The sequence below is a fragment of the Pseudonocardia sp. DR1-2 genome, assembly GCF_023717215.1.
Lineage (GTDB): Bacteria > Actinomycetota > Actinomycetes > Mycobacteriales > Pseudonocardiaceae > Pseudonocardia > Pseudonocardia alni.
On sequence record NZ_JAMQOF010000002.1, the window covers coordinates 787,185 to 808,826 of the forward strand.

Annotated in this window: 21 protein-coding genes; 17 read left to right on the forward strand and 4 right to left on the reverse strand. The window is 75.2% G+C overall.

Annotation, left to right across the window (positions count from 1 at the left end; translation table 11 throughout):
- Positions 1-243 precede the first annotated feature (243 nt).
- Positions 244-1,620, forward strand: a complete 1,377-nt coding sequence (locus ND486_RS08630) for an ATP-dependent 6-phosphofructokinase (protein WP_224401228.1) — start codon at positions 244-246, stop codon at positions 1,618-1,620.
- 8 nt (positions 1,621-1,628) lie between these two features.
- Here the strand turns inward: ND486_RS08630 and ND486_RS08635 are convergent, their stop codons facing one another.
- Entirely contained in the window at positions 1,629-2,456 is an 828-nt protein-coding gene (locus ND486_RS08635; RefSeq protein WP_224401229.1) for a transglutaminase-like domain-containing protein, read from the reverse strand.
- A gap of 19 nt (positions 2,457-2,475) precedes the next feature.
- Positions 2,476-3,435: an ATP-binding protein gene (locus ND486_RS08640; protein ID WP_251783573.1), complete on the reverse strand. Its 960-nt coding sequence runs from the start codon at positions 3,433-3,435 to the stop codon at positions 2,476-2,478.
- Between the two features lie 222 nt (positions 3,436-3,657).
- On the opposite strand from ND486_RS08640, the gene ND486_RS08645 reads away from it, so the two are divergent.
- Positions 3,658-4,110 (forward strand): MaoC family dehydratase, encoded by a 453-nt coding sequence (locus tag ND486_RS08645; protein ID WP_251783575.1) that lies wholly within the window; start codon positions 3,658-3,660, stop codon positions 4,108-4,110.
- Positions 4,111-4,123: 13 nt separating this feature from the next.
- Positions 4,124-5,335: an acetyl-CoA C-acetyltransferase gene (locus tag ND486_RS08650; RefSeq protein ID WP_251783577.1), complete on the forward strand. Its 1,212-nt coding sequence runs from the start codon at positions 4,124-4,126 to the stop codon at positions 5,333-5,335.
- Positions 5,336-5,377: 42 nt separating this feature from the next.
- On the opposite strand, the gene ND486_RS08655 is transcribed toward ND486_RS08650, so the two are convergent.
- Positions 5,378-5,866, reverse strand: coding sequence for an inorganic diphosphatase (locus ND486_RS08655; protein WP_073576771.1), 489 nt, complete (start codon positions 5,864-5,866; stop codon positions 5,378-5,380).
- A gap of 226 nt (positions 5,867-6,092) precedes the next feature.
- Here ND486_RS08655 and dacB point away from each other — a divergent pair, with 226 nt between their 5' ends.
- The 4 genes from dacB (at position 6,093) to hpt (ending at position 10,357) form a co-directional block, all read left to right on the forward strand.
- On the forward strand, positions 6,093-7,502 hold the full coding sequence (gene dacB, locus ND486_RS08660) for a D-alanyl-D-alanine carboxypeptidase/D-alanyl-D-alanine-endopeptidase (RefSeq protein WP_062398478.1): 1,410 nt from the start codon (positions 6,093-6,095) through the stop codon (positions 7,500-7,502).
- Between the two features lie 149 nt (positions 7,503-7,651).
- Positions 7,652-8,629, forward strand: a complete 978-nt coding sequence (locus tag ND486_RS08665; RefSeq protein WP_251783724.1) for a zinc-dependent metalloprotease — start codon at positions 7,652-7,654, stop codon at positions 8,627-8,629.
- On the forward strand, positions 8,626-9,738 hold the full coding sequence (gene tilS / locus ND486_RS08670) for a tRNA lysidine(34) synthetase TilS (protein WP_251783726.1): 1,113 nt from the start codon (positions 8,626-8,628) through the stop codon (positions 9,736-9,738). Before ND486_RS08665 ends, tilS begins: the two co-directional genes overlap by 4 nt.
- A 58-nt stretch (positions 9,739-9,796) precedes the next feature.
- Positions 9,797-10,357 (forward strand): hypoxanthine phosphoribosyltransferase, encoded by a 561-nt coding sequence (gene hpt, locus ND486_RS08675; RefSeq protein ID WP_062398476.1) that lies wholly within the window; start codon positions 9,797-9,799, stop codon positions 10,355-10,357.
- A gap of 7 nt (positions 10,358-10,364) precedes the next feature.
- Here hpt and ND486_RS08680 read toward each other — a convergent pair whose 3' ends face one another.
- Positions 10,365-11,375, reverse strand: a complete 1,011-nt coding sequence (locus ND486_RS08680) for a S1 family peptidase (RefSeq protein WP_251783579.1) — start codon at positions 11,373-11,375, stop codon at positions 10,365-10,367.
- Between the two features lie 345 nt (positions 11,376-11,720).
- Between ND486_RS08680 and ftsH the strand changes: the two genes are divergently transcribed.
- From ftsH to panD, 10 genes are all read left to right on the forward strand, one after another.
- Positions 11,721-14,219 (forward strand): ATP-dependent zinc metalloprotease FtsH, encoded by a 2,499-nt coding sequence (ftsH, locus tag ND486_RS08685; RefSeq protein WP_251783581.1) that lies wholly within the window; start codon positions 11,721-11,723, stop codon positions 14,217-14,219.
- 32 nt (positions 14,220-14,251) lie between these two features.
- The gene (gene folE, locus ND486_RS08690; protein ID WP_373324043.1) at positions 14,252-14,866 is read left to right on the forward strand and encodes a GTP cyclohydrolase I FolE; all 615 of its coding nucleotides are present in this window, start codon (positions 14,252-14,254) and stop codon (positions 14,864-14,866) included.
- A 49-nt stretch (positions 14,867-14,915) separates the two neighbouring features.
- On the forward strand, positions 14,916-15,746 hold the full coding sequence (gene folP / locus ND486_RS08695) for a dihydropteroate synthase (protein ID WP_208826391.1): 831 nt from the start codon (positions 14,916-14,918) through the stop codon (positions 15,744-15,746).
- On the forward strand, positions 15,743-16,108 hold the full coding sequence (folB, locus tag ND486_RS08700; RefSeq protein ID WP_178375735.1) for a dihydroneopterin aldolase: 366 nt from the start codon (positions 15,743-15,745) through the stop codon (positions 16,106-16,108). The genes folP and folB overlap by 4 nt, the downstream gene beginning before the upstream one ends.
- A complete protein-coding gene (gene folK / locus ND486_RS08705; RefSeq protein WP_251783583.1) occupies positions 16,105-16,620 on the forward strand; it encodes a 2-amino-4-hydroxy-6-hydroxymethyldihydropteridine diphosphokinase in 516 nt (171 codons plus the stop codon). The genes folB and folK overlap by 4 nt, the downstream gene beginning before the upstream one ends.
- A complete protein-coding gene (locus ND486_RS08710; RefSeq protein ID WP_251783584.1) occupies positions 16,617-17,153 on the forward strand; it encodes a DUF3180 domain-containing protein in 537 nt (178 codons plus the stop codon). Before folK ends, ND486_RS08710 begins: the two co-directional genes overlap by 4 nt.
- 48 nt (positions 17,154-17,201) lie before the next feature.
- A complete protein-coding gene (locus ND486_RS08715) occupies positions 17,202-19,124 on the forward strand; it encodes a PrsW family glutamic-type intramembrane protease (protein WP_251783586.1) in 1,923 nt (640 codons plus the stop codon).
- Between the two features lie 272 nt (positions 19,125-19,396).
- On the forward strand, positions 19,397-20,320 hold the full coding sequence (locus ND486_RS08720; protein ID WP_251783589.1) for a Rossmann-like and DUF2520 domain-containing protein: 924 nt from the start codon (positions 19,397-19,399) through the stop codon (positions 20,318-20,320).
- A complete protein-coding gene (panC, locus tag ND486_RS08725) occupies positions 20,317-21,204 on the forward strand; it encodes a pantoate--beta-alanine ligase (protein WP_208826237.1) in 888 nt (295 codons plus the stop codon). The genes ND486_RS08720 and panC overlap by 4 nt, the downstream gene beginning before the upstream one ends.
- A gap of 22 nt (positions 21,205-21,226) precedes the next feature.
- On the forward strand, positions 21,227-21,637 hold the full coding sequence (gene panD, locus ND486_RS08730) for an aspartate 1-decarboxylase (RefSeq protein ID WP_208826235.1): 411 nt from the start codon (positions 21,227-21,229) through the stop codon (positions 21,635-21,637).
- Positions 21,638-21,642: the final 5 nt, after the last annotated feature.

Below are 21,642 nucleotides of genomic sequence, written 5' to 3' on the forward strand. Positions count from 1 at the left end.
GCGCGTGTGCGACAGGGTGGGCGAAATCGGTGACGCCCGGCGATGCACACCGCGGGGACGCGGGGCGGTCCGCCGGCCGGCCGGTGACGCACCGGCGACGACGATGGTCCGATCGGCGGGACCCGGCGCACCCGCGGGTGGTCCCGCGGCGTCGTCTCCGGGGGGTCGGATCGACGATTCGCCCGGTGTGCGTCACGATGATCGCCCGGCCCCCGGGCGAATCGATCCAGACGGAGTGTGCGCGTGACCACCTCGGAGTACAGCAGCATCACGCCCGGGGACCTGGCCATCGACACGCTCGGCCCGGCCCGCATCACCTCGCCGCTGGCGCCGCTGCTCGACGCCCGCCGCACCACCGAGCACTACGTCGACGCCGGTGACCGGGTCCTGCTCGACGACACCGCCGCCGGGATCCGCGCCCGCGGCGTCGAACCGGAGGAGCTGCCGGGCCTGGAGCCGTGCGGGCCGCGCCGGCAGATCTACTTCGACCCGTCGAAGACCCGCGCCGGGATCGTCACCTGCGGCGGACTGTGCCCGGGGCTCAACGACGTCATCTCCGGCCTGGTCCGCACCCTGACCTACCACTACGGCGTGCGCCGGGTCGTCGGGTTCCGCAACGGCTACCGCGGCTTCGTCTCCTCCTACGGCCACGACGTCGTCGAGCTGAGCCCGGAGTCGGTGCGCGACATCCCGGTCGACGGCGGCACCTTCCTCGGCACCTCGCGCGGTCCGCAGGACCCCGAGGAGATCGTCGACTGCCTCGAGCAGATGCACCTCAACGTGCTGTTCGTGATCGGCGGCGACGGCACCATGCGCGGCGCGATGGAGATCGCCAGGGTGGTGGGGGAGCGGGGGCTGCGGATCGCCGTCGTCGGGATCCCGAAGACGATCGACAACGACATCCCGTTCATCGACCAGTCCTTCGGCTTCCAGACGGCGTTCTCCCAGGCCAGCGAGGCCATCCGGTCGGTCACGGTGGAGGCCAAGTCCACCCCCGGCGGCGTCGGCCTGGTCAAGCTGATGGGCCGGCACTCCGGCTTCATCGCCTGCTACGCCTCGCTCGTGCGGTCCGACGCCGACGCCGTCCTGATCCCCGAGGTGCCCTTCGAGCTGGACGGCGAGACCGGTCTGCTGAACCACCTGCGACGACGGGTGTCCCAGCGCGGGCACGCGGTCGTCGTCGTCGCGGAGGGGGCGGGGCAGGAGATGCTGCCGCCGGTCGGGCGCACCGACGCCTCCGGCAACGCGAAGCTCTCCGACGTCGGCCCCTGGCTCAAGGAGCGCATCGCCGACTCCTTCGCCGACGCCGGGATGGAGACCACCGTCCGCTACGTCGACCCGAGCTACATCATCCGCAGCGTCCCTGCGAACCCCTACGACAGCGTCTACACCGTCCGGCTGTCCCAGGCCGCGGTGCACGCCGCCATGTCCGGGCGCACCGCGATGGTGGTCGGACGGGTGCGGCGCCGGTTCGTGCACATCCCGATGAGCCTGGCCGTCAGCCGTCGCAACCAGGTCGACCCGCACGGCGACCTGTGGATGGCCGTGCTGGAGTCGACCGGGCAGCCGTGGCGCTTCGGCGAGGACTCCGGCGCACCGACCCGGGCCCCGCACACCTGACCGGCGTCCTAGTTGAGGTGGGCCCGGTGCTTCATCGCCTCGGTGCGCACCTGGTCCAGCACATCGGCGCCCGAGCGCGATCCGCGCCCCGGACCGTCCACCCAGGACTCCATCAGCCGGGCCGCCTCGTCCCAGCGGGCCTGCGCGGCGAGCACCTCGCCGAGCTCGCGGATGAGCTCCGGGCCCTGGTGGCGCAGGCCCAGCCGCATCCGGAGCACCCACTCCAGGCCGTCGTGGTCGCGGGAGCGGCCGTAGGTCGCACGCAGGTTCTCCAGCATCCGGGCGAGGATCTGGCGGGTCGAGGTCCGCGGCAGCATGCCCGGGTCGAAGGGCACCTCCGGGCCGGCGCCCGTCGTCGCGCGGAAGAGCTCCTCGCAGCCCGCCGGGTCGAGCCGCCTGCCGCCGTCGAAGGCGTCGACGAGGCGCTGGGTGCCGGGCACCCGCACCAGGAAGTGCCCGGGCATGCCGACGCCCTCCAGCGGCACCCCGGCCCGGCGGCCCACCTCGATCGCGACGACCGACAGGGTGATCGGGATGCCGGTGCGGCGTTCGAGGACGTCGGGCAGGAAGGAGTTGCGCGGGTCGGCGTAGTCGGCGGAGTTGCCGCGGAACCCGGCCTCGGTGAACAGCCGGTGCAGCAGCGACTCGAAGCCGGTGACACCGTCGGCGAGCTCGTCGAGCGTGGCGCGGGCCCGTGCGGTGGACACCGCCGCGACCTCCGGGTCCGGGGCGGCGCCGGCGGCGATCGCCAGTGCGGCCTCGTCGAGCGGCGGTTCGGGCCCGGTCACCATCCGCAGGAAGCGGGTCACCGGGTCGGCGCGGTCGTGCCGGGTCACCCCGGGACCGTACCGGGATTCACGGGGGCGACATCGTGACGCGCACGACCGTGCCCGTCACCTGACCGGGGTCGTCCTCCGCGGTCCACACCTGCAGCACGTCCGACAGCTCCGAGGCCAGCCACATCCCCCGGCCGCGGTTCCCGGCGACCGGTGGCGCGGCGAGCCCGGGGAACGCGAGCCGGCACGTCGCGGCGTCGCTCATCTCCGAGACCAGCCCCGCCTCGGTGCGCCACATCCGCAGGACCGGGTGACCCGACCCGTGCTCGACGCCGTTGCTGATCAGCTCGTTGACCGCCAGCACGAGGTCGGAGATCCGGCTGGGCCCCAGCCCGGACAGCTCGGCCTGCCGCTCGACGACGCGCCGCATCGACCCGAGGTCGTCCAGGGTCACCGGCAGCGTCACGATCGCCGGCCCCAGCTCGTCCGGCGGGCACTGCGGGTTCTCGGCCAGCAGCTCGTGGTCGTCGCGCCGGCAGCCGCTCGGGACCGGGGCGCCGTCCACGAGGAACTCGTCGTGCAGGGCCCCGGCGTGCGCGCGGTCGGCCTCGACGTCGGGGAAGCAGCACAGCAGCTCGACGGGCAGCGCGCGCAGGGCGTGCGAGAGGGCGAGGTCGAGGCGGGTCCAGTAGGCGGCGTCCGCGCCGGGCAGCTCGACCGGCTGGCCGACCGTGCACACCCCGGACGCGCCGTCGGCCAGCGCTTCGCGCACCGCGCGGCTCCAGCGCCCCGCGACCGTGAACGGCGGGGCCGAGTGCATCCGGTCCGGCGTGCGGAACTCCACCCCGGCGTCGTGGCCGAGGGAGCGGCGCAGCACCGCGGCACACCGCGGGTCGACGACCACGAGCGCGCGGCGGCCCGAGTCCAGTGCCTCGGTCACCGGTGCGGTGAGGGCGGCGGCCTGGTGCTCGGGATCCCGGTACGGCACGGCCCGGTGGACGAGGCCGTCCGGGTCGGGACGCGGGGTGGTGGTGGTCATCGGCGGTCGGGGGCGGTCGGGGTCATGGGGCGTAGGCCTTCCACGTCGAAGCTGTGCCCATCTGCTCAAGGCGGCTCCTGACGGGGTGACCATAACCAAGCCGCACCGGTCGTGCGGTGCGGGGCGTGTGTGTTCGACGACGTCGCACCCCCCGGCGGCCCGCGGTGCGGTAGGGAAGGCTGGAAACGGATCACCCATCACGCACCACGAACGGAGTGACAGATGCGCGTCTTCGACGGAGTGGACGAGCTGCGGGCGGCCAAGGGGACCGAGATCGGGACCTCGCCCTGGCTGACCGTCACGCAGGAGCGGATCGACGGTTTCGCCGACGCCACCGACGACCACCAGTGGATCCACGTCGACGCCGAGCGGGCCGCGTCCGGACCGTTCGGCGCCACGATCGCCCACGGCTTCCTGTCGCTGTCGCTGCTGCCCAAGCTGGTCCAGTCCGTCTACAAGGTGGACGGGGTCAAGATGGGCGTGAACTACGGCCTCAACAAGGTCCGGTTCACCAGCCCGCTGCCGGTGGGCAGCCGGATCCGCGCCCGGGTCGAGCTGACCGACGTCAGCGACGTCCCCGGCGGCGTCCAGCTCACCATCGGCGTGACCGTCGAGGTCGAGGGATCCGAGAAGCCCGCCCTGGTCGCCGAATGGCTGACCCGGCAGTTCGTCTAGGAGGAGAGAACCCATGCGTGATGCGGTGATCTGCGAGCCGCTGCGGACCCCGGTCGGCGGGTTCGGGGGGTCGCTGCGCGACGTCCCGGCCCACACCCTCGCCGCGACCGTGATCCGCGCCCTGATGGAGCGCACCGGGCTGGACCCCGACGTCGTCGAGGACGTGGTGCTGGGCCACTGCTACCCGACGATGGACGCTCCGGCGATCGGCCGGGTCGCCGCGCTCGACGCCGGCCTGCCGGTGACCGCGGGCGGCATTCAGATCGACCGCCGCTGCGGCTCGGGCCTGCAGGCCGTGCTCTACGCGGCCGGCCAGGTCCGGACGGGCGCGGCGGAGGTCGTGCTGGCGGGCGGCGCCGAGTCGATGTCGGGCGCGTCGTTCTACTCCACCGGGATGCGCTGGGGGGTCAAGGGCGGCCCCGGCGTGATGCTGAACGACTCGCTGGCCCGCGGCCGCGTCACCGCCGGCGGGAAGAACTTCCCGGTGCCGGGCGGCATGCTGGAGACCGCGGAGAACCTGCGCCGCGACTACGCGATCCCGCGCGCCGAGCAGGACGAGTACGCCGTCCGCTCGCACCACCGGGCGGCGGCCGCGCAGGAGTCCGGGGTGTTCGCCGACGAGATCGTCCCGGTGACCGTGCCCGGCCGGAAGGGCGACACCGTCGTCGAGCGCGACGAGCACGTCCGCCCCGACTCGACGGTCGAGAAGCTGGCGACGCTGCGCCCGATCCTGGGCAAGGACGACCCGGACGCCACCGTGACCGCGGGCAACGCGTCGGGCCAGAACGACGGCGCCGCGATCTGCGTGGTGACCAGCCCGGAGAAGGCCGCCGAGCTCGGACTGCGCCCGCTGGCGAAGGTCGTGTCCTGGGGCCTGGGCGGGGTCCCGCCCAAGACGATGGGCATCGGCCCGGTCCCGGCGACGGCCAAGGCGCTGGACGCGGCCGGGCTCACCCTGGCCGACATCGACCTGATCGAGCTGAACGAGGCGTTCGCGGCGCAGGTCCTGGCCTGCACGCGGGAGTGGAAGTTCACCGACGCCGACTTCGAGCGCACCAACGTGCACGGCTCGGGGATCTCGATGGGGCACCCGGTCGGCGCCACCGGCGGCCGCATCCTGGCCACGCTCACCCGGGAGATGGTGCGTCGCGACGCCCGCTACGGGCTGGAGACGATGTGCATCGGCGGCGGCCAGGGGCTCGCCGCGGTGTTCGAGAAGGTGTGACCCGTACCCGGGGCGGCCGTGCACGGCCGCCCCGGCGAGCGGTCAGTGCCCGGCGTTCTTCGCGCGCTCGTAGGACGCCTTGATCTCGCGCTCGGCGTCGGCCCGGCCGACCCAGGACGCGCCCTCGACGCTCTTGCCCGGCTCGAGGGTCTTGTAGATCTCGAAGAAGTGCTGGATCTCCGCCCGGTCGAACTCGGCCAGGTGGTGGATGTCGCGCAGGTGCTCCTGGCGGGGGTCGTCCGAGGGGACGCAGAGGACCTTGTCGTCGCCGCCCTTCTCGTCCTTCATCCGGAACATGCCGATCGCGCGGGAGCGGATGACGCACCCGGGGAAGGTCGGCTCCTGCACCAGGACCAGGGCGTCCAGCGGGTCCCCGTCCTCGCCCAGGGTGTCGTCGATGAACCCGTAGTCGGCGGGGTACTGGGTGGCGGTGAACAGGGTGCGGTCGAGCCGGATACGTCCGGTCTCGTGATCGACCTCGTACTTGTTCCGGCCGCCCTTGGGGATTTCGATGGTGACGTCGAAGTCCACGGTTCGTTGCTCCTTGAAGAGGGTCAGCGGTCTTGTGTCACGGCTCCACCGGATCCGGGGCGGGGCCGCTGGCCCGCCCGCTCCGGCGGTGTCGGTGCTGCCCCCTAGTGTGAGGGACCGGGTGGGCACGGGTGCACGCCGGTGAGGGCGGAGCGGGCCGATGTGGCCCGCGTCGCACCACCGTGCGGGCAGGTCGGCCGCCGGACGAGCAGGTACAGGAGGGTCCGTGGGACGCAGGCATCGCCGGCCGGAGCGCAGCTACCGGCGGTTCGCCGTGGTCGCGGTCGCGGTGATGGCACTGGCCTCGCTGTTCGGCGCCGTCGCCCTGGCCGGGCCGGACGCCCGCAGCTCGTTCGGGCTCGGCACCACCGCCACCCAGTACCCGCCGGTCCCGATGCCCGCGCTGCGCCCGCTCACACCGACGGCGCCGGTGCCGAGTGCCGCCGGGATCACCCAGGCCCTGTCCTCCCAGCTCGACGCGCCCGAGCTCGGCGAGGTCACCGGGGTCGTCATGGACTCCGCGGCCCCGCGCGGGGTGAAGCCGATCTGGGAGCGCGACGGCGACCGCGGCATGGTCCCCGGCTCCACGACGAAGCTGCTCACCGCCGCGGCCGCGCTGCTGTCGCTGAACCCGACCGACCGGCTCGCGACCCGGGTCGTGCCCGGTCCGTCCCCGGACTCGGTCGTCCTCGTCGGGTCCGGCGACCCGTCGCTGACCGCGCTGCCCGACGGGCAGGACGGGCTCTACCCGGAGCCCGCGCGGATCGCCGACCTCGCCGAGCAGGTGAAGAAGGCCGTCGGCCGCCCGATCACGACGGTCTACACCGACGCGAGCCTCTGGAAGGGCCCGGCCGAGTCCCCGGGCTGGGGGCCCACCGACGTCGCGGACGGCTACGTCGCCCCGATGTCGGCGCTGATGCTCGACGGCGGGCGCACCGACCCGCTGCAGCAGGACGGCCCGCGCAGCACCGACCCCGCCGCGGCCGCCGGGAAGGCGCTGGCCCGCGCGCTCGGCGCCTCCGACGTCCGCGAGGGCGTCGCCGCCGCGAACGCGCCGGTGCTGGGCAGCGTGTCCTCCCCGCCGATCGCGAGCCTGATCGAGTACATGCTCACCGCCTCGGACAACGTCACGGCCGAGGCGATGGCCCGCCAGGTCGCGGTGTCCAAGGACGGCGAGGCCTCGTTCGACGGCGCCTCGAAGGCCGTCACCGAGGCGCTGGTCCAGGCCGGCTACGACGTGTCCGGGCTGCAGCTCGCCGACGGCAGCGGCCTGTCCCGGGACAACCTGATCCCGGCCCGGCTGCTCGGCGCGGTGCTGTCCTCGGCCGCCGCCCAGTCCGACAGCCCGACCGACGTGCAGTTCCTGCGCCCGATCCTCACCGGGCTCCCGGTCGCCGGCGGTGGCGGGACGCTCGCCGACCGGTTCGGCGACCCGCGGTCGGTCGCCGGGCGCGGTGTCGTGCGCGCCAAGACCGGCACGCTGTCCGGCGCCTCCAGCCTCGCCGGGGTCGTCACCGACGTCGACGGCAGGCTGCTGGTGTTCGCGCTGCTGTCCAACGGCACCTCGCCCGCCGACGCCCGGCCCGCGCTGGACCGCATCGCGGCGACGCTGTCGCGCTGCGGCTGCCGCGGCTGACCCGGTCTCGCGCACCCGTCGTCGCGGGTAGCGTGGGACGCATGGAGACCGACACGACCGGCCCGGTCACCGGCCGCCCCCGGCCCGACATCACCGGCGCCGGGCTGCCGGTGAACTGGTCCCTGGCCGCGTCGACGGCGGCATCGCTGATGCCCGCCGGGCCCCGCACCACCCCCGCGGTGGCGGGCGCGCTGGTGGAGCGCCTGCGCACCGACTCCGCCCGCGCCGAGGGACACGTCCGCGAGGTCACCGGCCTCGGGGCGGACCTGCCGCTGCTGCCCGCCGACGTGCTGGACCGGCCCGCCTGGGCGCGTGCCGCCGTCGGGGGGATGGAGGCGCTGACCTCCGGCGCCCGGCTGCCCGACTCGCCGTGGCCGCTGCGCACGGTCACCGCGACCGGCTCGGGGATGCAGCTCGGCGCGCTGCTCGCCTACATGGGTGCCCGCGTGCTCGGCCAGTACGACCCGTTCGGCGGGCCCGGCGGGGCGGGGCGGCTCATCGTCGTCGCCCCGAACGTCTACGCCGCCTCGCGCTCGCTCGACGTCGACGGCGACCAGTTCGGCCTCTGGGTCTGCCTGCACGAGGCCACCCACCGGCTCCAGTTCACCGCGGTGCCGTGGCTGCGCGACCACTTCTCCGGGCTGGTCACCGAGCTGCTGTCGCTGCAGGAACCGGACACCGCGCGGCTCGCCCGGCTGCCCGACGCGATCCGCGCGCTGCGCGGCGAGGACGGCCGCAAGGCCGACGTGCTCGCGCTCGTCGAGCTGCTGCAGGGCCCCGAGCAGCGGGCTGTGCTCGACCGGCTGCTGGCCCTGTCGACCCTGCTGGAGGGGCACGCCGACCACGTCATGGACGCCGTCGGGCCGGACGTGGTCCCCGACGTCGCGCTCATCCGGCGCCGGTTCACCGAGCGCCGCCGCGGCGGCGGGCTGATCGACCGGATCCTGCGCGCGCTCCTCGGGGTCGAGGCGAAGATGCGCCAGTACGCCGTCGGCGCCGCGTTCTGCCGGGCCGTCGAGCGCGAGGCCGGGATGGCCGGGATCAACCGGGTCTGGGAGTCGCCGGAGACGCTGCCGACCCGCGCCGAGCTGGACGATCCCGCCGCGTGGCTGCGCCGCGTCGCCTGACGGGTCACGGGCCCGCCGCGGCGGGCCGGGTCCGGCGCGCCGTGCGGGCCGCACTGGACCGGTTGCCCGCCGGCGCGGCCGCCGCCCCGCCGCTGGTCGCCTGCTCCGGCGGGGCCGACTCCACCGCGCTGGTGCTCGCCGTCCGGGAGACGGTCGAGGGGCCGGTGCACGCCGCCGTCGTCGACCACGGGCTGCAGGACGGGTCCACGGAGCGCTCGGCGGAACTCGCCACGCTGCTGCGCGGGCTCGGGGTGACGGCGACGGTGCACCCGGTCGTCGTCGGCGCCGCGGGCGGCCCCGAGGCCGCGGCCCGGACCGCCCGGTACGCGGCGCTGCGGGCGGCGCGGCCGACGCCGTCGTCGCCGGTGCTGCTCGGGCACACCCTCGACGACCAGGCCGAGACGGTCCTGCTGGGCCTCGGCCGGGGCTCCGGGGCCCGGTCGCTGTCCGGGATGCGCGAGTGGACCGAGCCGTGGCTGCGCCCGCTGCTCGGGGTGCGCCGGGCCGACACCGTCGCCGCCTGCGCGGCCGCCGGCGTCGCGGTCTGGGCCGACCCGCACAACGCCGACCCCCGCTTCGCCCGCTCCCGGCTGCGCCACGAGGTGCTGCCGCTGCTGGAGGACGTCCTGGGCGGCGGGGTCGCGGCCGCGCTCGCCCGCACCGCGGACCAGCTCCACGACGACGACGCCGCCCTCTCCGTCGCCGCGGCCCGGCTGCTGTCCGCGGCCCGCGTGGCCACGGACCGTGAGCGGGATGCACCGGCGGGGGAGCCCGGGCCGGGTGATTCCGGCGACAACGGCTCACCACCGGGTACCGCCGCGACCGACCCGACCGGGGCCGCGGCGGGGGTCGGGGAGGCCGTCGGCACCGCGCTCGACACCGGGGTCCTGGCCGGTGCCGAGCCCGCCGTACGGCGCCGGGTCCTGCGGGAATGGCTCGCCGGAGCGGGCGCGCGGGCCCTCACCGACGCGCAGCTGCGGGCCGCCGACGACCTCGTCGGGGCCTGGCGCGGGCAGGGCGGACCGGCGCTGGGCGGCGGCTTGGTGCTGACCCGCGCCCGTGGCAGGCTCGTGCTGCGCCGCCGCAGCCGGCCGCGTGACCGGGCGTGACCGCGGGTCCGGTGGAGGTGTCGACCGGGCCGTCACACGGTCCGTGCGAGGGGGTCGGGTGTACGACGGGGACATCTCCTCGGTGCTGGTCACCGAGGAGCAGGTGCGCGAGAAGACCGCGGAGCTGGCGCAGCAGGTCGCCGGTGACTACACCGGCCTCGTGCGCGACGGCCGCGAGTCCGACCTCGTGCTGATCGGCGTCCTCAAGGGCGCCGTCATGTTCATGACCGACTTCGCCCGCGCGCTGCCCATCCCGGCCCAGCTCGAGTTCATGGCGGTCAGCTCCTACGGCTCGTCGACCTCGTCGTCGGGCGTCGTGCGGATCCTCAAGGACCTCGACCGCGACATCGCCGGGCGGCACGTGCTGATCGTCGAGGACATCATCGACTCGGGGCTGACCCTGAACTGGCTGCTGGGCAACCTGCAGACCCGCTCGCCCGCGTCGCTGGAGGTCGTGACGCTGCTCCGCAAGCCGGACGCGGTGAAGGTCGACGTCCCGGTCCGTTACGTCGGCTTCGACATCCCGAACGAGTTCGTCGTCGGCTACGGCCTCGACTACGCCGAGCGCTACCGCGACCTGCCCTACATCGGCACGCTCGACCCGTCGGTCTACGCCTGAGCGCGGCTCAGCCGAGCCCGGGCCCGGCCGGTGTGGCGAGCGCGCGCGGGTCCACCCCGGCCGGGGCCGCGGTGAACGCGGGTCCGCCGGCGAGTGCCAGACCGGCCGGACCGTCGGTGCGGGCGGCGTAGTCCAACGCCCTCGCCAGGTCGGTGTACTCGATGCTGGGCAGGTCGTCGGTGGTGGTGAGGCTGGACAGCACGCCGATCGCGCGGCCCTGTGCGTCGAGCAGCGGGCTGCCCGACTCCCCGGCGACGCCGTCCTGCACGGCGAACACCGCGTGTCCCCAGCCGCCACCGACCTCGGCGGCGGCCGCACCGGCGCGCACCCCGACCGTGCGGACGCCGCCGGCGCCGGGCGGGTTGGTCAGGCCGTAGACCGGGGTGCCGGCGGGCAGCGGCGCGGTGCGGACCACGCCGGGACCGCCGAAGAACGGCACCGCGGCACCCACCGAGGGGCGGGCGCCCGCGGGCAGCTCGACGAGCGCGAGGTCGTTGTAGGCGCAGGCGTCGGGGTCGCGTTCCCCGCGGGCCTGCATGGTGTTCCACGAGCTCCACGCCAGCGTCCCGGTGACCGTGCCGTCGCGGCCGTGCACCAGCACCGGGGTGCCCAGCGGCACCGCGTCGGAGGTGCAGCCGTCGGTCTCGGTCTCGTCGCCGGTGCCGCCGCAGTGCGCGGCCTGCCCGAGGAAGGTGCGCTCGCCCGCGGTGAACACGAACCCGGCCGTGCACAGGCCCGCGCCGGTGGTCTCGGTGACGGTCCCCGGACCGATCGACCCCGGCCCCGCGACGACGGCCGGGTGCGGCACGAGGTCGCTCGCCTCGGCCCGGGCGGTGGTCGCCGGCGGCGCGGTCACGACCGGCGGCGTCGGTGCGGCGGCCGCGGGCGGCGGGATCACGGGCACGGCGACGGCCGTCCCCACCGGCACGGTGAACACCGCCAGTGCCGCCGCGGCGGCGAGACCGGCGGCGAGCACCGACACCGTCCGCCGGGGTCCGGCCACCGTGTGCAGCGCCATCCGATCGTCCCTCCCGACCCGCAGACCATCGCCGCTGGACCGGACGGAGCAGGGCGCCGCTGCCCTCCGCCGCCGTCCCGGTACCGAGCGTGCTGCACAGTTGTCCCACACCACGGTGTCGACGTGTGCGTCGGGACACCCCTGTGGGGGAACCGGGCAGGTCGCCGGTTCGTTCACCGATCGGCCGCCCGCTCACCGGGCGGTCCGGCCAGGTCCGTCCGGAGCACGCCACCCACCGTGGGGCTATCCTGGCGGGTCAGGGCCCTCCGGCGGGGCGGTACACCGTCCGCCGCCGCTGCCGAGAACCACTCCCGGGAAGGTGAAGGCCACCCAGGCCGACGTTGCATGGACCGCAAGCGCCTGCTCCGCAACCCGCTGATCTGGATCCTCGTCGCACTCCTGATCTATCTCGGGTTCAGCCAGCTGTTCGACGACACCCGCGGATACACCGAGGTCACGACGTCGGTCGCGCTCTCCCAGGTGCAGTCGGGGAACGTCAAGGACGCCCTCGTCGAGGACCGTGAGCAGCAGCTCCGCCTCACGCTGGACCGCCCGATCGAGGTCAACGGCAACGAGACGACCCAGATCCTCACCCAGTACCCGGCGCAGATCTCCGGTCAGATCTTCGACCAGGTCCGCCAGGTCCCCGGGATCGCCGAGTACGACACCGTCGTCCGTCAGGACTCCTTCCTCTCCACGCTGCTGATCACGATGATCCCGCTGGCGCTGGTCCTGATCCTGCTGTTCTGGTTCCTGAACAACGCCCAGGGCGGCGGGAACCGGGTCATGAGCTTCGGCAAGTCCAAGGCCAAGCAGCTGAACAAGGACATGCCGAAGAACACGTTCGCGGACGTGGCGGGCGCCGACGAGGCGGTCGAGGAGCTCTACGAGATCAAGGACTTCCTGCAGAACCCGGGCCGCTACCAGGCCCTGGGCGCGAAGATCCCCAAGGGCGTGCTGCTCTACGGCCCGCCCGGCACCGGCAAGACGCTGCTGGCCCGTGCGGTCGCCGGTGAGGCGGGCGTGCCGTTCTACACGATCTCCGGGTCCGACTTCGTCGAGATGTTCGTCGGTGTCGGTGCCTCCCGGGTGCGCGACCTGTTCGAGCAGGCCAAGCAGAACGCGCCCTGCATCATCTTCGTCGACGAGATCGACGCGGTCGGCCGCCAGCGCGGCGCCGGCCTCGGCGGCGGGCACGACGAGCGCGAGCAGACCCTGAACCAGCTGCTCGTCGAGATGGACGGCTTCGACGCCCGCGGCGGCATCATCCTGATCGCCGCGACGAACCGGCCGGACATCCTGGACCCGGCGCTGCTGCGCCCGGGCCGGTTCGACCGGCAGATCCCGGTCGGCGCCCCCGACCTGGCGGGCCGTCGCGCGATCCTGAAGGTGCACTCCAAGGGCAAGCCCTTCGCCGACGACGTCGACCTCGAGTCGCTGGCCAAGCGCACCGTGGGCATGTCCGGTGCCGACCTGGCCAACGTGATCAACGAGGCCGCGCTGCTGACCGCCCGCGAGCACGGCACGCTGATCAACGGCGCCGCGCTGGAGGAGTCGGTCGACCGCGTCGTCGGCGGCCCCCGGCGCAAGTCGAAGATCGTCTCCGAGCGCGAGAAGAAGATCACCGCGTACCACGAGGGCGGGCACGCGCTGGCCGCGTGGGCGATGCCGGACCTGGAGCCGGTCTACAAGCTCACGATCCTGCCGCGCGGGCGCACCGGCGGGCACGCGCTCGTCGTCCCGGAGGACGACAAGGGCCTGATGACCCGCGCCGAGATGATCGCGCGGCTGGTGTTCGCGATGGGTGGCCGTTCGGCCGAGGAACTCGTCTTCCACGAGCCCACGACCGGCGCGTCCTCCGACATCGACCAGGCCACCAAGATCGCCCGCGCGATGGTCACCGAGTACGGCATGAGCGCCAAGCTCGGCGCCGTGCGCTACGGCCGCGAGCAGGGCGACCCGTTCCTCGGCCGCTCGATGGGCAACCAGGCGGACTACTCGCTCGAGGTCGCCCACGAGATCGACGAGGAGGTGCGCAAGCTCATCGAGGCCGCGCACACCGAGGCGTGGGAGATCCTCAACACCTACCGCGACGTGCTCGACGACCTGGTGCTGGAGCTCCTGGACAAGGAGACCCTGAACCGCAAGGACCTCGAGCGGATCTTCGGGTCGGTGGAGAAGCGGCCGCGGATCACCGCGTTCGACGACTTCGGCGTGCGCACGCCGTCGGAGAAGCCGCCGATCAAGACCCGGCGCGAGCTGGCGCACGAGCGCGGTGAGGTCCTGCCGCCCGAGGAGGACGAGCGGACCCCGGCCGAGGTCGGCTCGGGCTCCGCCAACGGCTACGGCGACGCGCCCGGCACCCCCGGCGCCTCCCCGTTCCCGGCGGGCGGCTCGGTCCCGAGCCGCCCGGACGCCCCGAACGACGGCGGCTACGGCCCCGGCGACGGCGGCCAGGGCCACGGCGGCGGCAACGGGAACGGGAACGGCTACGGCGCGCCCGGCAACGGGCACGGCGCGCCGGCCCACGGCCACGGCCGGGCCGGGTCCTACGGCGGACCGGGACAGCCCCCGCCGCCCGCCGTCGCCCCGAACTACGGCGCCCCGCCGGACTGGCGGCCCGCGACGACCCCGCAGGGGCAGAGCTGGCCGCCGCCGAACTGGGCGCAGCCGCCGCAGCAGGGCGGGCCGCAGGGCCCCGCCCAGGGCGGTCCCTGGTCCGGTCCCGGACCGGGCGACGGCGGCAACGGCAACGGCGCGCACGGCAACGGCGCGCCGGGTGGTGCGAACGATCCCGGCGCCGGCGAGCAGCGACGCGGACACGACCCGGAGGCAGGACACTGAGCACGTCGACGACGGACGGACGCTCCGGACCGGTGGAGTCCGCCGCGGTGGCGGCCGGGGTGACCCGGGCCGTACCCGGCGGGGTCGACCTGGACCGTGCGGAGCGCGCCGTCCGCGAGCTGCTGATCGCGGTGGGGGAGAACCCGGACCGCGAGGGCCTCAAGGAGACCCCGGCCCGGGTCGCGCGCGCCTACGGCGAGATCTTCGCCGGCCTGTTCGTCGACCCGGACACGGTGCTGGAGAAGACCTTCGACGAGGGCCACGGCGAGCTCGTGCTGGTCAAGGACATCCCGATGTTCTCCACCTGCGAGCACCACCTCGTGCCCTTCCACGGGGTGGCCCACGTCGGCTACATCCCGGCCGTCGACGGCCAGGTCACCGGCCTGTCCAAGTTGGCCCGGGTGGTCGACCTGTACGCCAAGCGCCCGCAGGTCCAGGAGCGGCTGACCGCACAGATCGCCGACGCCCTGGTGCGCAAGCTGAACCCGCGCGCGGTGATCGTCGTGCTGGAGGCCGAGCACCTGTGCATGGCCATGCGCGGCATCCGCAAGCCGGGGTCGCGCACCACCACCTCGGCGGTGCGCGGGCTGTTCAAGAGCTCGGCGACCTCCCGCGCGGAGGCGCTCTCGCTGATCAGGGGGCGCTGACGTGGTCGCCCCCGGCGGGGCGTTGCCGGAGCTCGGCCGCTGCGCGGTCATGGGGATCCTGAACGTCACCCCCGACTCGTTCTCCGACGGCGGCCGCTACGTCGACCGGTCGCACGCCGTCGCGCACGGCGTCGCGATGCGCGACGCCGGGGCCGACCTCGTCGACGTCGGCGGGGAGTCGACCCGGCCCGGGGCACAGCGGATCGACGCCGCGACCGAGCGGGACCGCGTCCTGCCGGTGGTGCGCGAGCTCGTCGCCGCGGGCGTGCGGGTCAGCGTCGACACGACCCGGTCCGAGGTCGCGCAGGCCTGCGTCGAGGCCGGTGCGGCGATGGTCAACGACGTCTCCGGCGGCCTGGCCGACCCGCGGATGGCCGCGGTCGTCGCCGAGTCGCGGACGCCCTGGGTGATCATGCACTGGCGCGGGCACAGCGCCGGCATGCAGCAGCTCGCGGGCTACGAGGACGTGATCGGCGAGGTCCGGTCCGAGCTCGTCGCCCGGGTCGACCACGCCGTGATGGCCGGGGTCGACCCCGGCCGCATCGTGCTCGACCCCGGTCTCGGGTTCGCCAAGAACGCCGCGCACAACTGGGCGCTGCTGCGCCGGCTCGACGTGTTCGTCGACCTGGGCTTCCCGGTGCTGGTCGGGGCCTCGCGCAAGCGGTTCCTCGGCGAGCTCCTGGCCTCGGCCGAGGGCGAGCCGCGCACCCCGCCGGGCCGCGACATCGCGACCGCCGCGGTCAGCGCGCTCGCCGCCAACGCGGGCGCCTGGGGCGTGCGGGTGCACGACGTCGAGTCCACGATGGACGCCATCGCGGTCGCCGCCGCCTGCCGGCTCGGCGCCTCGCGCGCCCGCACCCCGCGGGAGACCGGGCGGTGAGCGACCGGATCGAGCTCCGGGGTCTGCGGGTCCGCGGGAACCACGGCGTGTTCGACCACGAGCGTCGCGACGGCCAGGAGTTCGTCGTCGACCTGGTGGTGCACGCCGACCTCGCGCCCGCCGCCGCCTCGGACGACCTGGCCGACACGCTGCACTACGGCGAGCTCGCCGAGCTGGCCGCGGGCATCGTCGGCGGTCCGGCCCGGGACCTCGTCGAGGCCGTCGCCGGGGAGATCGCGCAGGCCGTACTGGACCACGACGCCCGGGTCGCCGCCGTCGAGGTGACGCTGCACAAGCCGTCGGCGCCGATCCCCCTGACCTTCGACGACGTCGCGGTCGTCCTGACCCGGAGCCGGGCGTGACCCGCGCGGTCCTGTCCCTCGGCTCCAACCTGGGCGACCGGGCCGCGCACCTGCGCACGGTCGTCGCGGACCTGGGGGCGGCCGTCGTGGCGGTGTCGCCGGTGTTCGAGACGGCGCCGTGGGGTGTGACCGACCAGCCGGACTTCCTCAACGCGGTGCTGGTCGCGGACGACCCGGGGCTCGATGCGTGGGGCTGGCTGCGCCGTGGGCAGGCACTCGAGGACGCCTCGGGCCGGGTCCGCGAGCAGCGGTGGGGGCCGCGCACACTCGACGTCGACGTCGTCCAGGTGACCGACGCCGGCGCCCCGGTCACCTCGGACGACCCGGAGCTGCTCCTGCCGCACCCGGGCACCCCCGACCGGGCCACCGTGCTGCTGCCCTGGCTGCTCGCCGAGCCCGGCGCCGTCCTGCACGGGCACGGGCCGGTCGCCGACCTGCTGGACCGGCTCGGCCCGGACGGCCGTGCCGGTGTGCACCGCCGCGACGACGTCGTCCTGCGGGACCCGGCATGACCGCGCCCGGACCGGGCGGACGGCGCCCCGGCCGCGGCCCGGACGGCGACCCGCGCCCGACCGTGCGCCCGACCCGGGTCCGCGACGTCGCCGCGATCGCCGTGGTCGCGGCCCTGCTCGGCAACATTCTCGTCCAGCTGACCTACGGGTCGCTGCCGACGCTGCCGGTCGCCGCGGCGGTCGTCGTCACGGTCCTCGCCGCCGCCGAGGCCGCGGGCGGGGTCGTGCTGCGGCGCCGGATCGAGCGCCGGAACGGGGCCGTCCCGGTACCGCCGCTCGTCGCGGCCCGGGCGGTGCTGCTCGCCAAGGCCTCCGCGGTCGGCGGCGCGGTGGTCGCCGGGCTGTGGGTGGGCGTGCTGATGCACACGCTGCCGCGGGCCGCGGTCGTGGTGGCCGCGTTCCGGGACAGCGTCGTCGCCGGGTTCGGTGTGGTCAGCGCGCTGCTGCTGATCGGCGCCGCGTTCTGGCTGGAGTACTGCTGCCGGGCCCCCGACGACCCGGACGACACCGACGGTGGGATCCGCTCGACCTGAGGCGCGTCCCCCCGCGCGGGCGGGGCCGGTTCTCTACGCTGGACGGTCATGACGTCCCCGACGCTCGGCCGCCCGTACACACCGGTGCCGGCGCCGTCCGCCAAGCGACGGGGCGTGCTGCTGCCGGTCGTCGGCCTGGTGGTGCTGGCCCTGCTCGCGGTGATCACGATCGGGGTGCTGCAACGCGCGATCGGGACGCCGGGTGTGATCGTCGGGACCCTGGCCGCGCTGCTGCCGGTCGTGCCGGTGGTGGCGGCGTTCCTCTGGGTGGACCGCTGGGAGCCCGAGCCGCCGCGGATGCTGATGGGCGCGTTCCTCTGGGGCGCCGGGTTCGCCGCGCTGGTCGCCCTGCTGATCAACACGAGCGCCTCGGCGGTGCTCGACGCGGCCGCCGGGCGCGGCGCGGGCGACCTGTTCGGCCCGGTCGTGGTCGCCCCGGTCGTCGAGGAGTTCACCAAGGGCCTGTTCCTGGTCGGGCTGCTGCTGTTCCGGCGCCGCGAGTTCGACGGGATCGTCGACGGGGTCGTCTACGCCGGGATCGTCGCCGCCGGGTTCGCGTTCAGCGAGAACATCCTCTACCTCGGCCGCGCGGTGTCCGAGCCGGAGTCGGCCGGCGTGCTCGCGACGCTGTTCGTCCGCGGCGTCGCCTCGCCGTTCGCGCACCCGCTGTTCACCTGCATGATCGGCATCGCCGCCGGGATCGCGGTGGCCAGCCGCAGCATCGGGGTGCGGGTGCTGGCGATGATCGCCGGCTACGTCGCCGCGGTGGTGCTGCACGCGCTGTGGAACGGCGCGTCGGTGCTGGCCGCGACGCCCGGCGGCTTCTTCCAGATCTACCTGTTCGTGATGGTCCCGATCTTCGTCGGGCTGATCCTGCTCGTGGTGTTCGCCCGTCGCCGCGAGGCGCGGATCGTCGCCGCGCAGCTGCCCGGCTTCGCCGCCGCGGGCTGGATCGCGCCGAGCGAGGTGACCCTGCTGGCCCGGCTGTCCCGGCGGAAGGGCTGGCGCACGCTGGTGCGGCGCCGCTCCGGCCCGGCGGCGGCGAAGGCCGTCGCCGAGTACCAGTCCGCGGTCACCGAGCTGGCGTTCATGCGGAACCGGATCGCGCGCGGCGCAGTGAAGGAGAGCGCCCACGCCCTGCACGACGAGAAGCTGGCCGCGGTGCTGCGGGCCCGCGCCGTCGCCGTCGGGGTGCCGGAGGCGCTGGTCGCGGCCTGGGCGCGGAAGCGTCCGTCGGACTGGGAGCCGCCGCCCCCGGCCGCGCCGGACGGCAGCTTCTCCGGCCAGTTCCGGATCCCGACCTTCCCCGACGGCGGCGGCGCGTCCGCCTCCGCGGGGCCCGCCGTGCCGCCGCTCCCGCCCGGCCCGGACACGCTCATGACCGCGGCGCCCTGGGGGCGCCCCGAGGGACCGCGGGTCGCTCCGTGGTCGGGCGCGCCGCGGACCCCCACCCCGCCCGCCCCGTACACCCCGGGACCGCCCGCCGGCGCCCGTCCGGCCGGTCCGCGCGGTCCGGGGGCGGCCGATCCCGAGGCCCGCTCCGACGGCCAGGGCGTGCCCGGCCGTCCGCAGGAGCCCGCCCGACGTCCCGGCCAGCCGGGTGCCGGGCCCGGTCCGGTCCCCGGTGGCCGGGGAGCGGGCTCGCCGTCACCCGGACACCAGCAGCCCGGACACCAGCAGCCCGGACACCAGCAGCCCGGACACCAGCAGCCCGGACACCAGCAGCCCGGTTCCCCGGTGTCCGGCCCCGGCCCGGCACCGTCCGCCTCGCCGGCGCAGGGCCCCGCGGTCCCCGGCACCGCCGGATCCGCCCCGGGGGGAGGCGACGAGCACCTCACCCGGGCCGTCCGCCGTCCGGAACCACCCGCCGCCGAGCCCCGCGGCCGCCACCACGACAACCCGTCCGACCCCGGCCCCACCCGCCCGATGCTCCGCCCCGACGACGACCCGGACCGTCCCGCCGCCCGTTGACCCGGGCCGGTCCGGGGCGCCGGGGACCGCCCGCCCCCACCCCGTTCCATGATCACCGGTTGTGGAGCGGAGCGTTCGCGAGGCGGGCGCTGATCTCCACAACCGTCGATCACCGGCGGGGCCGGGGGTGAGGCCGGTCTCAGGAGCACGCCCCGCCACCCGGCGCCCGTCTACCCTCGCGTCCGGCGCGCGGCCACCGGAGGTCGCGCCACCCGCGGATTGCCCGACCGGTACCCCACCAGGACCGGAACGGGAGGAAACGGATTCTCGTGATGGACTCTGCGATCGATGGCGGTCGCCCCGCGCGGCTCGCGGTCGGGGTGGTCTCGGCCGGTCGGGTCGGTGCGGTGCTGGGCGCCGCGCTCGCCCGCGCGGGCCACCACGTCGTCGCCGCCTCCGGGGTCTCGCAGGCCTCGGTGCGCCGGGCGGAGACCCTGCTGCCCGACGTCCCCCTGCTCCCGCCGGACGAGGTCTGCTCGCGCGCCGACCTGGTCCTGCTCGCCGTCCCCGACGACGTGCTGCCCGGCCTGGTCCGTGGCCTCGCCGCCGCCGGATGCTTCCGCCCGGGCCAGATCGCCGTCCACACGGCGGGGTCGCGCGGCGTCGCGGTGCTGGACCCGGCGACGGAGCGGGGTGTGCTGCCGCTGGCGCTGCACCCGGCGATGACGGTGACCGGCCGCCCCGAGGACGTCGACCGGCTCGCCGCCTGCTGCATCGGCGTCACCGCCCCCGGCGACCCGGAGCACGGCGACCCGCGCGACGCCGTCGGCTGGAGCGTCGCCGAGGCACTCGTGCTGGAGATGTCGGCCGAGCCCGTCCGCATCCCCGAGGCGATGCGCCCGCTCTACCACGCCGCGCTCGCCCACGGCGCCAACCACCTGACCACCCTGGTGGGGGACTGCGTGCAGCTGCTGGAGACCGCCGGCATCCGGCCCGCGGAGCGGCTCGTCGCGCCGCTGCTGTCGGCCGCGCTGGACAATGCGCTGCGCCACGGCGACCGTGCGCTGACCGGACCGGTCGCCCGCGGCGACGCCGGCACCGTCCGGACCCACCTGGAGCACATCGGCGACGCCGACGCCGACCTGGCCGCCGTCTACCGGGCGCTGGCCGGGCGCACCGCCCACCGCGCCGCCGCCGCCGGGCTCCTCGGCCCCGACGGCGTCCGCGACATCGAGACCGCACTGGAGGAGAAGTGAGCACCCCCGGCTCCACCCGGAACGGCTACGGCACCGGCCGGCTGACCGTGCACGCCGACCCGGCGAAGCTCGCCGCGGTCACCCGCGCGCTGCGCGGTGCGGGCCGCAAGGTCGTCCTCATCCCCACGATGGGCGCCCTGCACGAGGGCCACCGCGAGCTGATCCGGCACGCGAAGCGGATCCCCGGCGCCGTCGTCCCGGTCGTGTCGATCTTCGTGAACCCGCTGCAGTTCGGCGCGGGCGAGGACCTGGACCGCTACCCGCGCCCGATCGAGGCCGACCTGGACGCCTGCCGCGACGAGGGCGTCGAGCTGGTGTTCACCCCGCAGGTCGAGCACATGTACCCGCCGGGCTCGCAGACCCGCGTCACCGCCGGGCCGCTCGGCGACGAGCTGGAGGGTGCCTCCCGGAAAGGCCACTTCGACGGCGTCCTGACCGTCGTGTCCAAGCTGTTCCACATCGTCGGCCCGGACGTCGCGCTGTTCGGCGAGAAGGACTACCAGCAGCTGACGCTGATCCGCCGGATGGTGCGCGACCTGGACTTCCCGACCCGGGTCGTGGGCGTCCCGACCGTCCGCGAGGACGACGGCCTGGCCCTGTCCTCGCGCAATGTCTACCTCGACCCCGGGCAGCGCCGCGCCGCCGCCGTGCTGTCGCGCGCGCTCGCGGCCGGGGCCGCGGTGTCGGTCCGCGGGCACGACGCCGTGCTGGACGCCGCCCGCGCCGAGCTGGCGACCGAGCCGGAGGTCGACGTCGACTACCTCGAGCTGCGCGACACCGACCTCGGACCGGCCCCCGCGCCGGGCGCCGGGGACGGCCGCCTGCTCGTCGCCGCCCGGGTCGGCGCCACCCGCCTGATCGACAACGCCCCCATCGCGTTCTGACCGCGTCCCGAGGAGAACCGCCGTGAACCGCACGATGATGAAGTCCAAGATCCACCGCGCCACCGTGACGCAGGCCGACCTGCACTACGTCGGCTCGGTCACCGTCGACGCCGACCTCATGGCGGCCGCCGACCTGCTCGAGGGCGAGCAGGTCAGCATCGTCGACATCACCAACGGTGCCCGCCTGGAGACCTACGTGATCACCGGCGAGCCCGGCTCCGGGGTGATCGGCATCAACGGCGCCGCCGCGCACCTGGTGCACCCCGGTGACCTGGTCATCCTGATCTCCTACGGCTCGTACGACGAGGCCGAGCTGCGCGGCTACAGCCCGCGCGTCGTCTTCGTCGACGCCGACAACCGGATCGCCGACCTGGGCGCCGACCCGGGACACGCCCCGGAGGGCTCGGGCCTGCTGACCAGCGCGGCCCGCTGAGGACG

Coding starts and splice junctions, on each gene's coding strand:
- ND486_RS08640 (WP_251783573.1), bottom strand. CDS start 3,435: ATGACCACCACCACCCCGCGTCCCGACCCGGACGGCCTCGTCCACCGG.
- ND486_RS08645 (WP_251783575.1), top strand. CDS start 3,658: ATGCGCGTCTTCGACGGAGTGGACGAGCTGCGGGCGGCCAAGGGGACC.
- ND486_RS08650 (WP_251783577.1), top strand. CDS start 4,124: ATGCGTGATGCGGTGATCTGCGAGCCGCTGCGGACCCCGGTCGGCGGG.
- ND486_RS08665 (WP_251783724.1), top strand. CDS start 7,652: ATGCCCGCCGGGCCCCGCACCACCCCCGCGGTGGCGGGCGCGCTGGTG.
- ND486_RS08680 (WP_251783579.1), bottom strand. CDS start 11,375: ATGGCGCTGCACACGGTGGCCGGACCCCGGCGGACGGTGTCGGTGCTC.
- ftsH (WP_251783581.1), top strand. CDS start 11,721: ATGGACCGCAAGCGCCTGCTCCGCAACCCGCTGATCTGGATCCTCGTC.
- folP (WP_208826391.1), top strand. CDS start 14,916: ATGGGGATCCTGAACGTCACCCCCGACTCGTTCTCCGACGGCGGCCGC.
- ND486_RS08710 (WP_251783584.1), top strand. CDS start 16,617: ATGACCGCGCCCGGACCGGGCGGACGGCGCCCCGGCCGCGGCCCGGAC.
- ND486_RS08715 (WP_251783586.1), top strand. CDS start 17,202: ATGACGTCCCCGACGCTCGGCCGCCCGTACACACCGGTGCCGGCGCCG.
- ND486_RS08720 (WP_251783589.1), top strand. CDS start 19,397: ATGGACTCTGCGATCGATGGCGGTCGCCCCGCGCGGCTCGCGGTCGGG.